This window comes from Acinetobacter sp. 1130196 (genome assembly GCF_000588095.1).
Taxonomy (GTDB): domain Bacteria; phylum Pseudomonadota; class Gammaproteobacteria; order Pseudomonadales; family Moraxellaceae; genus Acinetobacter; species Acinetobacter nosocomialis.
In genome coordinates this window covers 1-13,988 of sequence record NZ_JFWX01000067.1, presented here as the reverse complement: position 1 = coordinate 13,988, position 13,988 = coordinate 1, and the positions used below count along the sequence as shown (strand labels likewise).

Genomic DNA, 13,988 nt, shown 5'->3' with positions numbered 1-13,988 from the left:
ATTCTTCTGTAACTCAGGTGCAGAAGCAAATGAAGCAGCATTAAAGCTTGCTCGTAAAGTTGGACTCGATAGCGGTGTCGCAGGTAAAAGCGGTATTGTGGCATTTAACAACGCGTTCCACGGCCGTACTTTATTTACCGTTTCGGCTGGTGGTCAGCCAAAATATTCACAAGACTTTGCACCACTTCCAAACGGCATTAGCCATGTTGCTTATAATGATTTAGAAGCAGCTAAAGCAGTTATTAATGAGCAAACCTGTGCAGTAATTGTAGAGCCTGTACAAGGTGAGGGCGGGGTAATTCCTGCTGATATCGAATTTTTAAAAGGTTTACGTGCACTGTGTGATCAGTTTGGTGCCTTACTTATTTTTGATGAAGTGCAAACAGGTGTTGGCCGTACAGGTGCACTTTATGCTTACATGAACTACGGTGTTACACCGGATGTACTCACTACTGCAAAAGCGCTGGGCGGTGGTTTCCCTGTCGGTGCAATGCTAACAACTGATAAATTTGCGCCGCATTTTTCAGTGGGTACACACGGCACAACTTATGGCGGTAACCCGCTGGCAAGTGCAGTTGCAGGCGCAGTCTTTGAGTTTATTAATACACCAGAAGTACTTGAAGGCGTGAAACACCGTCATCAATATTTCCTTGATGCATTAAATACGTTAAATGCTGAATATCAAGTTTTTGATGAAATTCGTGGTCAAGGTTTATTGATTGGTTGCGTATTAAAAGCTGAATATGCAGGTAAAGCAAAAGATATTACGACTTGGGCAGGTGAAGAAGGTTTACTTGCTTTGATCGCAGGGCCTAACGTAGTTCGTTTCACACCTTCACTCATTATTCCTGAACAAGATATTGATGAAGGGATAGCTCGTTTAAAAAGAGCTTTGGCAAAGTTGGCTAAATAAAAAAAAGGAAAGCTAGCCATGATGATTGTCCGTCATGCCGAGTTTCGAGACCTTGAAGATATTTATAAATTAGCAGGTAAGTCAGGTGTTGGCTTGACTTCCTTGCCACAAAATATGGATACGCTTTCGGCTCGAATTTCACGTACTCGCAATACTTTAAATGGTAATGTTCATAAGAGCGAACAGGGTTATTTGTTTGTTCTTGAAGATACAGAAGCTCAACGTGTTATTGGGGTGAGTGCAATTGAAGTTGCTGTGGGTTTAATCGAACCTTGGTATAACTTTCATGTGGGAACCCAAGTACACGCTTCAAAAGCATTAAATGTCTATAAAGCATTACCGACTTTATTCCTAAGTAATGATCGAACGGGAAGTAGTGAGCTCTGCACATTATTTTTAGATCCGGAACGTCGTGAAAACCAAAACGGTAAATTCTTATCAAAAATCCGTTTTATGTTTATCGCAGCATTTAAGCAATATTTTGAGAAAAATCTTATTGCTGAGATGCGTGGTTTTTCTGATGAAAATGGTTGTTCACCTTTCTGGGATGCGATTGGTCACCATTTCTTTAATATGGATTTCTCCACAGCAGATTATTTAAGTGGAATTGGCCAAAAAGTTTTCATTGCGGAACTTATGCCACGTTTTCCAGTCTATGTAGACCTTTTACCAAAGGCTGCACAAGAAGTGATTGGAAAAATGCATCCACATACTTTACCTGCTTATCATGTGCTTGAGTCCGAAGGCTTACGCTATCAAGGATATGTCGATATTTTTGATGCAGGTCCAACCATTGAAGCCAATATTGATGAGTTGCGTGCAGTTAAAGAAAGCCAATTTTTAACTGTCAAAATTACTAATGAAGCGACAGTGGGTAAAACACAATACCTTGTTGCCAATGATAACTATCACGACTATCGGGCTATGTTAATGAAGCTTGATCTCGTAGATAACATTCTAAATTTAAACCATGAACAAGCTGAAAAACTCGGTGTACAAGAAGGGCACGCTGTTCGTGTGTTATCACTAAATCCTATGGAAGTATCCTGATGTCAAACTCTTTATTTATAAACGGTGTCTGGTTACAAGGCAGCGGTACAACATTTGTAAAAACAAACCCAGTTGATAACCAAACTGTATGGTCAGGTACTGAAGCTACAGCTGCAGATGTTGAAAAAGCTTGCCAAGCTGCACGTACAGCATTTCCTGCATGGGCACGTTTAGCTTTTGCAGAGCGCGTTGCAATTGTAGAAAAGTTTGCAGAGCTGCTTGAAGAAAATAAAAAACATTTAGCTGAAGTAATTAGTCAAGAAACCAGTAAGCCTTTTTGGGAAACGTTAACTGAAGTTCAGTCAATGATTGGCAAAGTTGCGATTTCGATTCGTGCTTATCATCAACGTACTGGCGAAAGCTCAACTGAAATGGCAGATGGTGTGGCATCTTTACGTCATCGTCCACATGGTGTACTTGCTGTTTTTGGCCCATATAACTTCCCTGGCCATTTACCAAATGGGCATATCGTTCCTGCTTTGCTTGCTGGCAACACAGTTGTGTTTAAACCAAGTGAATTAACGCCTTGGACTGCTGAAGAAACTGTAAAACTTTGGCAACAAGCAGGTTTGCCAAATGGTGTAATGAACTTAGTTCAAGGTGGCCGTACTACTGGTGAAGCCTTGGCTGCTTCTCATGAAATTGATGGTTTATTGTTTACCGGAAGTGCAAACACTGGTTACCACTTGCATAAGCAAATGGCAGGTGCGCCTGAGAAAATTCTTGCGCTTGAAATGGGCGGCAATAATGCATTGATTATTGATGGAATTGAAAATATTGATGCGGTTGTTAACCTCACTATTCAATCTGCTTTTGTTTCGGCAGGTCAGCGTTGTACGTGTGCACGCCGTATCTTGATAAAAAATGGCGCTGAAGGTGATGCATTTATTCAACGTTTTGTTGAGGTTGCTAAAAACCTGAAAGTTGGCCGTTGGAATGATGAGCAACAACCATTTATGGGTGGTGTAATTTCATCAGTTGCTGCGACAAACATGATGAATGCTCAGCAAAAGTTACTTGAGCTTGGTGCTAAAAGTTTATTGCTAATGACGCGTCCTCAAGAAGACAGCTCGCTACTTACTCCAGGTATTGTTGATGTAACAGGTGTGGCGGGGATTCCAGATGAAGAATATTTTTGTCCGCTTACCACCATTCAACGTTATGACAGTTTTGATGAAGCATTAAAAATTGCCAATGCAACTCGTTTTGGTTTGTCTGTTGGATTGGTTTCTCCAAAACGTGAACTATTTGATGACTTACTCATTGAAGCGCGTGCCGGTATTGTGAACTGGAACAAACCATTAACAGGTGCTTCAAGTGCTGCGCCATTTGGTGGTGTTGGAGCTTCGGGTAACCACCGTGCAAGTGCGTTTTATGCTGCTGACTACTGTGCTTGGCCAATGGCTTCACTTGAAAGTGAAAGCTTGACGTTGCCAGAAAAATTATCTCCAGGGATTGTGTTGCCTTAACACTAGGGAAAGAAAAAATGAAAGGATATGAAGTAAATTTTGATGGTTTAGTGGGGCCAACACATCACTATGCGGGTTTGTCTTTTGGTAATGAAGCATCAACCAAAAACCGTAACAATACCTCGAATCCAAAATTAGCAGCAAAACAAGGCTTATTAAAAATGAAAGCCTTGGCTGATATGGGAATGAAACAAGGTGTACTTGCTCCGCATGAACGCCCACATGTTCCAATGCTACGCCGTTTAGGTTTTACTGGAGATGACATTAGTGTTGTTGCTCAAGCAATGCGCTATTCACCAGAGCTATTGTCATCTTTAAGTTCAGCTTCTCCAATGTGGACTGCAAATGCTGCAACTGTTTCACCTTCGGCTGATAGCCAAGATGAGCGCGTGCATTTTACTGCGGCTAACCTGAACAATAAATTTCATCGTTCAATTGAAGCTGAAACTACAAGCCAAGTCTTACAAGCCATCTTTAAAAATGAACGTCACTTTGTACACCATGAAGCTTTACCACAAGTGGCTTTGTTTGGTGATGAAGGGGCAGCAAATCACAATCGTTTAGGTGGTGATTATGCTAAGCGTGGTGTTCAGGTCTTCGTTTATGGTCAGCAACATTTAAATAATGGTTTACCGGGACCAAAGCGTTATCCAGCACGTCAGACACGTGAGGCAAGTGAAGCAATTGCGCGTTTGCACCGTTTAGATGATGCACATACGGTTTTTGTTCAACAAAACCCAGATGTGATTGATCAGGGTGTTTTCCATAACGATGTGATTGCGGTAAGTAACCAACAGGTTTTATTCCACCATCAACATGCTTTCTTAAATCAAGATCAGGCATTTGCTGAAATTCGTCAAAAGATGGCAAGCATCGGTGAAGACTTTATTTCGATTGAAGTACCTGAAAACCGCGTTACTGTGGACGATGCGGTTGCAACATATTTGTTTAATAGCCAGATTTTGACTCGTCCAGATGGCGGCATGACCATTGTTGTACCAGAAGAGTCTCGCCAAAATGCTGCGGTATGGAGCTATTTGAATGATATGATTCAAATGGGTACACCAATTGATGCAATTCAAGTGTATGACCTACGTGAAAGTATGCGTAATGGTGGCGGTCCAGCTTGTTTACGTTTACGAGTGGCATTAAATGAAACTGAATTAAATGCTGTAAATCCAAAAGTTCTTATGAATGATCAATTGTTTATGACGCTTAATCAGTGGGTAGATAAACATTATCGTGATCGTTTAGCTCAAGAAGATTTGGCAGATCCGCACCTACTCATGGAAAGCCGTATGGCGCTTGATGAACTGACTAAAATTTTAGGTTTGGGTTCGGTTTATCCTTTCCAAAAATAATGAGGAGGTGACATGCAAGATTTTCTAGCATTAACCTTACAAGGTGAGCTGCCTGCAACGCGCGAGGGAAAACAAGCAAATTTTTCTTGGCGTTGGTTAGGTGAGGGGCTTCTTGAATGTACACCACATAAGCAGTACGACAAAGCTGTCGTACTGTCAGCTGGAGTACATGGGAATGAAACAGCACCAATTGAGTTGTTATCTCATCTTTGCACCGATTTATTTGCCGGACGCTTAAAACTTGCAGTGAGATTATTGCTTGTATTGGGTAATCCGTATGCAATGCGTCAAGGCAAGCGTTATGTACATGATGATGTAAACCGTATGTTCTGTGGTGGGTATAAAAATCTGCCTTTAACTGAAGAGTCTAAGCGTGCCGAGGTTTTAGAGCAGGCAGTTGCTACTTTCTTTAAAGAAAGTACAAGTAATGCTAAGCGCTATCACTATGATTTACATACAGCAATTCGTGCTTCATTATTACCAACCTTTGCTCTATTACCTTATCAAACGCATGACTATGATGCTGATTTGACAGCAAGCCTTGAAGCTGCTGACTTAGATGCTTTGGTTTATCACAGGGCTGCGGGTAAAACATTTACACATTTTACAAGTGAAAGCTTTAAAGCTGCGAGTGCAACTTTGGAGTTAGGCAAAGCTTTGCCATTTGGACAAAATGACTTGAGCCAGTTTGCCGCAATTGATGAAGTTATTCGCAATGTCGTTTCTGAACAAGCTTTACCGTTAAGAAATAAAACAAAAATTCGAGTGTTTCAGGTATCGGATTCTTTAATTAAAAAAGATGAGGATTTTCAGATGAATTTATCTGCTGAAGCTCCGAACTTTTCGACATTTACCAAAGGTGAAATCATTGCGATACAGCCTTCGGGTAATTATGTGGTCGAGCAAGATCAGGTCTGGATTTTATTTCCAAACCCAAATGTGAAGATTGGTTTACGTGCAGGTTTGGTTTTAACCGAAACACACTCATAATTTTTAGATAAATAAAAAAGGGCGATGAATCGCCCTTTTTTATTGCTAACTTTAATTAGTTAGTGCCGAAAAGGCCTTTAACGAAAGATTTCTTTTCAGTTTTTTGTGTAGAGCCTTGAGCCCCTGCATTTACGTTTGCATTTGCACTGATTCCAACCGGAGCAACATTAACACCAACATTTACGCCTGTTTGAGCGTTGACTGCATGAGCTGGTTGAGCTGCATTTAATTGTGCTTGAGCATCAGCTTTAGTACCCGTAACAAATTCTTTTTGCTCTGCTTGATTTTGAGCTACGCGAGCTTTAACTGCATCTACACGTGCTTGAGCATCAGCTTGTTTTTCAGCGCTAAATTCTTTTTGTTCAGCCTGTTTTTCAGAAACTTTGGTTTTTACTGCATCAAGATGTGCTTTTGTATCAGCTTTAGCTTCAACTGCTAAGTTTTTAGTACCTGTTGCAGCTTTAGTCGCTAAATTTTTTGTCCCTGTTGCTGCTTCAGTAGCAAAATGTTTAGTGCCTGTTACAGCATCAGAAGAAAGTTCAGCTACTTTTCCTGTTGTTTTTTTAGTTGCTTTAACCGTAGCGTTAGCAGCTACATGACCAGCATGTTTTGCAGTGCTACCTACAGTATGTGCAGTATTTTTAACTGTATTTGTTACGCCACTAACAAGTCCACCCGGTTGTACATTTACTTGAGCAGAAGCGTCCGCATTAATGCCCGCACTTTGTGCAAAAATAGAAGCAGAGGCAAGAACGCTTGCAGTCACGATAGCTGTTTTCATCATTTTCATTGCGATATCCTTCAAAGAATATACCCTTTTAGTGAGGTATTTCATAAACGCAATCGCATCATATCTAAGGCTTGATTCGCTTGGGAATCACCTTAATCAAAACGTTACAACAGCATTACAGTCATTCAACACATTAGGGAGAAATTGTGGAGAAAAGAAAATATTAATAATAAAGTGAAATAGATACCGATATTTTATGATTTAAAAACGAGCAAAATACTTTTCGTCTTTTTCTTTTCTAAAATAAAAATACCCAAAAATATTTAACATGACCATTTTTCTATATCTGTAAAGATGATTCTTTTTTCATTTTTTATTCGAGATAACGGCATAGTTATTGCTTATTATGAGAATAAGGTGCTTTTTGGCGCTTTTTTGAACCATATTCTGCCAGAAATATAAACGTAAAGGGCAGAACTGTATTTTTGCTTATTCGGGAAAAGATGATTTTGCTTTTCTCATGTTTATATATTTCATGAAATAGAAATTTCACATGAAATATATCTTAAGAAATAGCGCTTTATTTCGAATAATCAAAAATAAATATAGATGTCTATAAACAAAATAACAGAGATCTTAAATGATGAAAATTATTGCTTCCCTTTTCATATTGGTCGGCTTAGTCGCCGTTGTTCTCTATTTTAAGCCAACAAACGGTGCATCTGAGGTGCTCAATTCTGCTTTAAACAAGTCAAATTCATCACAACCAGACACTTCATCTTTACTTTCTAAACTTAAGGAGCCTGCTCAACCTAAAAACTTATCTTTAAATTCAACTCAACCCAAACCCGTATCAGAAGATACTGTTCCTTTTTATGACACAAAAAGTGATCCTTCGATTCAACCGATTGATCCAGAAAAAGATCCAGCAAATGAAATAAAAGCGAAATAAGTAAATTGTTAGTTGAAAAACTACGGAGAAAAATAATGCAAAGTAAAACGTTATTTCTATTAGGTCTATGTACGATCTTAAGTACAACTGCATCCGCTGTTCCTTTGGACGCTAAAGGTGCCAAACAGCAGTTAAATCAAGCAGCAAAACAAAAAGTATTTCAGGGTAAAATTAATTTAGATGCTTTGGTTACCAATGAATCTAATGATCTTATTGTTGAATACAATATTCCTTCGGAAAGTGTGGCTACAGGTTTGGAGCGACGAAATTATATTGCTGCAAATAAAAAGAATATCCAGTCAAGGTTTAATCGTGGTGTAGGGGTACAAGTACTTCGGGACTACAATAATTTACCTATAGCTTTTTACCGAATTAGTAATAAAGAAGCTTTGGTTGATTTGCTTAATGATCCGAACGTTAAGGCTGTATATCCAAACCGGATTAATCAGGCGACAACCATGGAAAGTTTGCCTTTAATTAACCAGCCTCAAGCTAATACCAAAGGCTTTAATGGAACTGGTTCTAGTGTGGCTGTGCTTGATACGGGGGTAAATTACTTACATTCGGATTTTGGTTGTACAGCAGTTAATTCACCTTCAAGTACGTGCCGTGTCGTTTATGCATTTGATAGTGCCCCAGATGATGGCTCACTTGACGATAATGGTCATGGTAGTAATGTTTCAGCGATTGTGTCTAAAGTTGCCACCAAAACAAAAATTATTGGAATAGACGTTTTTCGGTCAGGTTCAGCCTATGATAGCGATATCCTTGCAGGGATTAACTGGGCAGTAAATAACGCTAAAACATACAATATTAAAGCGATCAATTTAAGTCTTGGTATTCCTGGTGTTAAATACAAATCTGAATGTAGTAATAGTAGTTATGCAACGGCGTTCGCAAATGCGCGAGCTGCTGGGGTAGTACCAGTAGTTGCATCAGGTAACGATGCATTTTCTGATGGTATTTCTTCACCTGCTTGTGTTGCTGGAGCGGTAAGAGTAGGTGCTGTATATGATAGTAATATTGGTGGTGTTTCATGGGGGAACCCAGTGAAATGTTCTGACCCAACCACGGCAGCAGACAAGGTGGCATGTTTTAGTAACGGGGGCAGTCTTGTGACTTTATTGGCACCAGGGGCAATGATTACTGCGGGTGGTTATACTATGGGAGGTACTTCTCAAGCCACGCCACATGTGGCTGGCGCAATTGCGTTATTAAGAGCAAACAGTGTTACACCAACTGAAACTATTGATCAGACCATTAATCGTTTAAAAACCACGGGTAAACCTATTACAGATTCAAGAACAGGTTTGGTTTTCCCACGTATTGATTTACTGGCGGCAACCAATGGTTTAACCGTTAACTAAATAGCATATTTATAATTTCTTATTAGGTCCAAGAAATTTAAATGGCTAGCGCTCGTTGCAAAAGATTACTTCTGCAACGAGTTTTTTTATGGGAGTTTTTTAACCACACTTCGCTAAATTGGCTTTACTAAAATTGCTCTGTAGCTTTTTAAAATTATTTTGAATTGCGGGATCTTGGATATTAAAAGTGGTTGAACTTTTCGTTGTTGAGTTGATGGCTTGACTTAATATGCCAGAAGAATCTGGATATTGCTCCGTAAATGATTGAGCTGAAATTAACCCTTTATTGTTAAAAATCCAGTGCTCAGTAACTTGGCCACCACCTAAATAACCCGTAAATTCAATCATACAAGCTTGTTTATCGTGTTTAATGAGTTTGGCTACATTACCTGTCGTGGTGGGATAAGCTTCAATATTAGTATCTTGTTCTAAAACTTGTGCCTGAGAATAAGAAGAAACGGATTTTGTGGTTGCACAAGCAGTTAGTGCTACACAGCAGAGTGTTGAAAAGAGAAGTTTTTGACTATTCATAAGGCACATTCCTCGCTCTTTGTAGTATTTTTAAATGTCTGTATTTTTTAAAAAGCGCGAAATGATTGCGCTATTCAAACTCAATCTTAATTGGTCGTCGTGCTAGATTTGCTTAACTCACCTTGTTCAATTGGTATGTTTTGGCCATTTCGGCTACTAGTAAGATTTTGTTTGGCTTGTTCTATTTTCTGTTCAGTAAACACTTTCGCTGTATCTGCTTTTTGTTGAACGACCTCTGCTTTTTCAGCTGTAAATTCTTTAGTACTTTGCCATTTTTCACTAATTTTTTGTGAAGTGTTTTCGGAAGCACCTTGAATAGAATCACCTAAATTTTGTATGCCTTTTCCTGTTTTATATAATAGGACACGTCCTAAACTTGGATTGTCACCATAAGGTTGCGTCTTAGGTGCTACTTCATTTACTTGTTGTGTCTGTGTTGTTTCAGCAAAAAGGGTTGATGAGGCCAGTATAGAGCTTGCAACGCATAACACTTGTAAGGTTTTCATTTGGATCAATCTCCCCAATTACTTTAAAAGTTGAAGTGCTGATCTTACTGTTAAAAATAAATCTTGTGCAGGCATGTGATAAAACCCATACGATTTAATTACGAGAATTCATCATTTAACAGCAATTGACTTACTCTTCTGAGACTTATAAATAAAATTCAGACTTAATAAGTTCTATAAACGTATCTCTTGCTTTATGGTTGCTCACGTTTTTATGCCAGAAAAAGTGATTTTGCATAAAGGCAAGATGTTCAAACTTATAGCTTTGAATATGAGCTAAATTTTTATATTGCTCATAAATACTCTTAGGGACTAAAGCCACACCAGAACCTGCACTCACACAACCAATAATCGTGGCATAACTGGTAATGCTGGTGATGGGAAGTGAAATATTCTTGAGTTTAAGCCATTCTTCTAAAGCTGCACGGTAAGGGCAGCCTTCAGTCCACATAAAAATTTCTTTACCAATCAGATCTTCTTGGCAATGAATTTCACCCAAAGAGTGAGATGCAATCAAGACCATGTCTTCTTGGTAAATACTGAGTTTATTCAGCATCGGAAACTCAATATTACCTGCGACAATTGCACCATCAAGTTTGTGCTGAGAAATATCAACTAATAACTGTTTCCATGTGCCAGTAATAATTTGAATGGAAACTTCTGGAAAACGTTGATGATATTTTGCAAGTAAATTGGGCAGGCGAGTTGTAGCAGAAGATTCAATTGCTCCAATTTTCAATGGGCCAGAAGGTGGGGCATCAGGGTGAACACTTCGTTTCGCTTCATCGCATAGCGCTAAAATTTTATGGCAATAATCGAGAAAGATTTCTCCTGACGGTGTGAGTTTTAAAGCTTTCCCTTCACGATAAAACAATGGTGCGCCGAGTTCTTCTTCAAGCTGCTTAATGCGTGTAGTGATATTGGAGGGTACGCAATGTAGTTGTAGTGATGCTTTAACCATGGTCCCGCATTCAACCACGGTCTGAAACATTTTTAACTGGGTAATATCCATATTTAATCATTCACTTTTAATGAATATTTGACTCAATATAAGTTAATTTTATTCAACTATCTATGTGCATATGATGAAAGAGTTCCATTTCATTAGTGTAGATTTAACATGGCAATTTCTCTTGCTGCGGAAACCCAGCCTCCAGCTTTTAAGCTTTACTTATGTATTGCTATTACTGTCTTTTGTTGGGGGTATTCACCTATTGGTGTACATAGTGCCTTGCATTCATATACACCGCAGCATATTGCCTTGCTCCGCTTTTTAATTGCATCAGTTTTTTTACTGCTTTTGGTCATGAAAAAAGGTATTCAGCCTTTAAATTGGAAAGATGTTCCTGCGCTAGGTGTATTAGGATTTTTCTCTGTAACGCTACATCACTTACTTATAAATACCGGGCAGCAGTATGTGACTGCGGTTGCATCTAGTATTTTGAGTCAATCTATTCCGCTATTCACTTTTATTATTTCAGCTTTGCTTTTTAAAGAAAAAATTCGTTTCAAACAGTGGTTGTGTATTTTGCTTGGCCTTTGTGGCGCCGTGTTGGTGGTTAGTGGAGATCATGGTTTTGGTGTACCGAGTCCTTATAGTTTATTGATAGTTTTAGCTGCAATTGCATGGGGGCTTTATTTTAATTTATATAAAAAATTTGCCTTAAATTATGATGCTTTGAGCATGATGTGCTACATCATTTGGTTCGGGACCATTCCTTTATTATTTTATAGTGCTCATTTACCTAGTGAAATTTTACATGCTACTTGGCAAGCCAATATGTCAGTTATCTTATTGGGTATTTTCCCAAGTGCAATGGCTTATGTACTTTGGGGATATGTACTTAAAAATATGCCGTTAACGATTGCATCGAATTTTTTATATTGTTCGCCGATTGTCGCGATGAGTTTGGCAGTTGTTTTCTTAAATGAAAAACCATCAATGATGGTGCTGCTAGGTGGAGTAATTATTGTAGGGAGTTTGGTGTGGATGAATTGGTGGAATAGGCGTACTATCGAATAAGCATATGTAATGCGCTACTTGCTTTAAGAGAATGAGATGATTGTTGTTACCTTGACCTATAAAAAACCATTAGCCGAAGTTGATGCTGTACTCAAAGAACATATTGCGTTTTTAGATCATTACTATGAGCAAAAGAAGTTTTTAGCGTCGGGTCGCCGTGAAAATAGAGTAGGTGGGGTAATTTTGGTTCTCAGCTCTTCTATTCAAGAAGCCGAGGAAATCATGAAAAATGATCCATTTTATATTCATGATGTGGCCAATTATGATTTTATGTGGTTTGAGCCATCGAAAAGTTTAGAAGAAATTAAAGAATTTATTTGAAAAATAATTTTTATTATTTAAAGTAAGTTTTTTTGGTAAGAAAGGATATTATTTTATATATTTTAATAAATCCTCTTAAGTTTTTATTTTGGAAATTATATGAATAGTAGCGATATGATGTTTATAATCCCTTTAAGTTATAGCGAAAGGGAGAAAGAAATCTTTTTTCTTAAAGATCTTTTAAATAAGTTTGATAAAGATAGTTTAATTGGTTGTAATGTTTTTGTTAGTAATAATATTTATAATCTAGAGGTTATTTTAGCTTTAAACTTTGAAAATGAAATAGAAGAATTTAAATTTTGGATTAAAGAGAGGTACTCATCAAAAGCTAATATTATGCAGTTAAAATATTGTTTTAGTGATTATTTTTTTCATATTCAAAATAAGGGTTACAATGCTTTTTCTCTAACTGATGCTAAAAGTGTAGATGTTTTTTTTACAGATATAGGTAATGATATGTTTTTATTTCATTCGAAACAGGTTATGAATAAAATTTTACCACCTATTGATGACTACTTAAGAAATGCAACTATTTTTCTATCTCATTCCTCTTTAGATAAAGATAAGGTTGATAGTGTATATAATTATTTGAATTCAAAGGATATCAGGGCTTGGTATGATAAATATGAAATTGATTTTGGCGAAAGTATAACTGATAAAATTAATAAAGGTTTAGATAATAGTAACTTGGGATTGATTTTTTTGTCGAAGAATTTTTTAAAAGCAGAGTCAGGGTGGACGCTAAATGAGATGAATTTCTTTTTCTCAAGAAGAATGAGAGATACTCAAAAAAAATTTATTGTAATTAATTTAGATTTGAAACAATCTGAGTTGCCTCCACTTTTACAGGATTATAAATATATGGACTTTAATAGCATAAGTTTTTATCAAGATCTTTATAATACTTTAAAGCGTTTAGATTTTTAGAATTTAGGTATTTTACTTCTCTAAAGTTAATATAAGATTAACTTTAGAGAGGCTTTAGATTTATAATTCTAGGTAGGATGGTTATTATCATATAATTTGTTTGCGATAATAATAAATATATGTTCCGTGAAATCCTAAAAATGTTTGAGACGAGCCCGTAGTTAAACTCTCAAAAATAAAACCCCACTACTATTAGGAGGGTTCTAATTTATTTAAATCGACTAAACAGTTTAGCCCTGTAATATATTGACATTAGCAGCAGTAAATAAGTTACGTAACTAAGCCAATAAATTTAAACGGTTTACTTTGAGGTCAGCATAATCTGCCATGACCATTACACCATCAAAGAAGGTATTGTTAAGTACGCAAAGCATTACAAGCTCAGATTCTTTACTTAAACCATTTTCTAAAGCTCTGGCAAAAAGAAGAACAGTACAATAGCTCCAAAAATTCCGCTTAAGATCAGCCAGTCTTTTTTACGCATATCTGCAAGGCGAATCACCGAAAGATGGCGAATTCAAACATGAGGTGCGACAGTTTCAAAAGCCATATGATAATCAACAAGCTGAGCAAATTTCTCTAATGGTGTAAGCCAATCTAACGCCTTTCTAGGACGAGTATTCAGTGACATGGCAACTTGATTTAAATAATGCTGATCTGCCTGATTTAAATCAATCCCTTTAGGTAAATATTGCCTAATTAAACCATTCATATTTTCGCATGTGCCTTTTTGCCAAGGTGAATGTGGGTCACAGAAATATACATCTATGCCTAAATCTTCTTCGAGTATTTTATGTTCTGACATCTCGCGTCCACGGTCATAGGTCAACGTTTTACGCAGTTCTGCA

15 protein-coding genes and 1 pseudogene are annotated in these 13,988 nt (G+C 37.6%); 10 read left to right on the top strand and 6 right to left on the bottom strand.

Annotated elements, in window-relative coordinates:
• From J671_RS23415 to astE, 5 genes are all read left to right on the top strand, one after another.
• Positions 1-913: aminotransferase class III-fold pyridoxal phosphate-dependent enzyme (locus tag J671_RS23415; RefSeq protein ID WP_031983666.1), on the top strand; the 913-nt coding region annotated here is incomplete at its 5' end.
• Between the two features lie 18 nt (positions 914-931).
• Positions 932-1,963, top strand: coding sequence for an arginine N-succinyltransferase (gene astA, locus J671_RS23410; protein ID WP_031983665.1), 1,032 nt, complete (start codon positions 932-934; stop codon positions 1,961-1,963).
• Positions 1,963-3,432 carry a succinylglutamate-semialdehyde dehydrogenase gene (gene astD / locus J671_RS23405; RefSeq protein WP_031983664.1) on the top strand — a complete coding sequence of 490 codons (1,470 nt, stop codon included), beginning with the start codon at positions 1,963-1,965 and terminating at the stop codon, positions 3,430-3,432. The genes astA and astD overlap by 1 nt, the downstream gene beginning before the upstream one ends.
• Before the next feature lie 17 nt (positions 3,433-3,449).
• Positions 3,450-4,793 carry an N-succinylarginine dihydrolase gene (astB, locus tag J671_RS23400; RefSeq protein ID WP_002052272.1) on the top strand — a complete coding sequence of 448 codons (1,344 nt, stop codon included), beginning with the start codon at positions 3,450-3,452 and terminating at the stop codon, positions 4,791-4,793.
• Between the two features lie 12 nt (positions 4,794-4,805).
• The gene (gene astE / locus J671_RS23395) at positions 4,806-5,783 is read left to right on the top strand and encodes a succinylglutamate desuccinylase (RefSeq protein WP_031983662.1); all 978 of its coding nucleotides are present in this window, start codon (positions 4,806-4,808) and stop codon (positions 5,781-5,783) included.
• Between the two features lie 55 nt (positions 5,784-5,838).
• Here astE and J671_RS23390 read toward each other — a convergent pair whose 3' ends face one another.
• On the bottom strand, positions 5,839-6,573 hold the full coding sequence (locus J671_RS23390; RefSeq protein WP_031983661.1) for a hypothetical protein: 735 nt from the start codon (positions 6,571-6,573) through the stop codon (positions 5,839-5,841).
• Positions 6,574-7,156: 583 nt separating this feature from the next.
• Between J671_RS23390 and J671_RS0105175 the strand changes: the two genes are divergently transcribed.
• A complete protein-coding gene (locus tag J671_RS0105175; protein ID WP_031983659.1) occupies positions 7,157-7,465 on the top strand; it encodes a hypothetical protein in 309 nt (102 codons plus the stop codon).
• 35 nt (positions 7,466-7,500) lie between these two features.
• The gene (locus J671_RS23385) at positions 7,501-8,832 is read left to right on the top strand and encodes a S8 family peptidase (protein ID WP_031983658.1); all 1,332 of its coding nucleotides are present in this window, start codon (positions 7,501-7,503) and stop codon (positions 8,830-8,832) included.
• 99 nt (positions 8,833-8,931) lie between these two features.
• Here J671_RS23385 and J671_RS23380 read toward each other — a convergent pair whose 3' ends face one another.
• From J671_RS23380 to J671_RS23370, 3 genes are all read right to left on the bottom strand, one after another.
• Complete coding sequence (locus tag J671_RS23380) at positions 8,932-9,363, bottom strand: hypothetical protein (protein WP_006580724.1); 432 nt, start codon at positions 9,361-9,363, stop codon at positions 8,932-8,934.
• An 86-nt stretch (positions 9,364-9,449) separates the two neighbouring features.
• A complete protein-coding gene (locus J671_RS23375) occupies positions 9,450-9,869 on the bottom strand; it encodes a hypothetical protein (protein ID WP_031983657.1) in 420 nt (139 codons plus the stop codon).
• Between the two features lie 145 nt (positions 9,870-10,014).
• Positions 10,015-10,881, bottom strand: a complete 867-nt coding sequence (locus J671_RS23370; protein ID WP_031983656.1) for a LysR family transcriptional regulator — start codon at positions 10,879-10,881, stop codon at positions 10,015-10,017.
• A 108-nt stretch (positions 10,882-10,989) separates the two neighbouring features.
• Here J671_RS23370 and J671_RS23365 point away from each other — a divergent pair, with 108 nt between their 5' ends.
• The 3 genes from J671_RS23365 to J671_RS23355 all read left to right on the top strand — a co-directional run bounded on the left by J671_RS23365 (position 10,990) and on the right by J671_RS23355 (position 13,140).
• On the top strand, positions 10,990-11,892 hold the full coding sequence (locus tag J671_RS23365) for a DMT family transporter (RefSeq protein WP_031983654.1): 903 nt from the start codon (positions 10,990-10,992) through the stop codon (positions 11,890-11,892).
• A gap of 36 nt (positions 11,893-11,928) precedes the next feature.
• Positions 11,929-12,213 (top strand): YciI family protein, encoded by a 285-nt coding sequence (locus J671_RS23360; RefSeq protein WP_006582583.1) that lies wholly within the window; start codon positions 11,929-11,931, stop codon positions 12,211-12,213.
• 99 nt (positions 12,214-12,312) lie between these two features.
• Positions 12,313-13,140 (top strand): toll/interleukin-1 receptor domain-containing protein, encoded by an 828-nt coding sequence (locus J671_RS23355; protein WP_031983652.1) that lies wholly within the window; start codon positions 12,313-12,315, stop codon positions 13,138-13,140.
• Between the two features lie 278 nt (positions 13,141-13,418).
• On the opposite strand, the pseudogene J671_RS26345 reads toward J671_RS23355, so the two are convergent.
• Positions 13,419-13,493: pseudogene (locus tag J671_RS26345) on the bottom strand (hypothetical protein); the annotation flags it as partial.
• Between the two features lie 164 nt (positions 13,494-13,657).
• Positions 13,658-13,988 (bottom strand): IS30 family transposase (locus J671_RS25580; RefSeq protein ID WP_003123972.1); only part of this gene is annotated, 331 nt, incomplete at its 5' end.

What these genes read in the sequence shown, in the direction of transcription:
- astB (WP_002052272.1), top strand. Translation starts at nt 3,450, where the DNA reads ATGAAAGGATATGAAGTAAATTTTGATGGTTTAGTGGGGCCAACACAT.
- J671_RS0105175 (WP_031983659.1), top strand. Translation starts at nt 7,157, where the DNA reads ATGAAAATTATTGCTTCCCTTTTCATATTGGTCGGCTTAGTCGCCGTT.
- J671_RS23355 (WP_031983652.1), top strand. Translation starts at nt 12,313, where the DNA reads ATGAATAGTAGCGATATGATGTTTATAATCCCTTTAAGTTATAGCGAA.
- J671_RS23365 (WP_031983654.1), top strand. Translation starts at nt 10,990, where the DNA reads ATGGCAATTTCTCTTGCTGCGGAAACCCAGCCTCCAGCTTTTAAGCTT.
- J671_RS23390 (WP_031983661.1), bottom strand. Translation starts at nt 6,573, where the DNA reads ATGAAAATGATGAAAACAGCTATCGTGACTGCAAGCGTTCTTGCCTCT.
- J671_RS23360 (WP_006582583.1), top strand. Translation starts at nt 11,929, where the DNA reads ATGATTGTTGTTACCTTGACCTATAAAAAACCATTAGCCGAAGTTGAT.
- J671_RS23380 (WP_006580724.1), bottom strand. Translation starts at nt 9,363, where the DNA reads ATGAATAGTCAAAAACTTCTCTTTTCAACACTCTGCTGTGTAGCACTA.
- astD (WP_031983664.1), top strand. Translation starts at nt 1,963, where the DNA reads ATGTCAAACTCTTTATTTATAAACGGTGTCTGGTTACAAGGCAGCGGT.
- J671_RS23370 (WP_031983656.1), bottom strand. Translation starts at nt 10,881, where the DNA reads ATGGATATTACCCAGTTAAAAATGTTTCAGACCGTGGTTGAATGCGGG.
- astA (WP_031983665.1), top strand. Translation starts at nt 932, where the DNA reads ATGATGATTGTCCGTCATGCCGAGTTTCGAGACCTTGAAGATATTTAT.
- J671_RS23375 (WP_031983657.1), bottom strand. Translation starts at nt 9,869, where the DNA reads ATGAAAACCTTACAAGTGTTATGCGTTGCAAGCTCTATACTGGCCTCA.
- J671_RS23385 (WP_031983658.1), top strand. Translation starts at nt 7,501, where the DNA reads ATGCAAAGTAAAACGTTATTTCTATTAGGTCTATGTACGATCTTAAGT.
- astE (WP_031983662.1), top strand. Translation starts at nt 4,806, where the DNA reads ATGCAAGATTTTCTAGCATTAACCTTACAAGGTGAGCTGCCTGCAACG.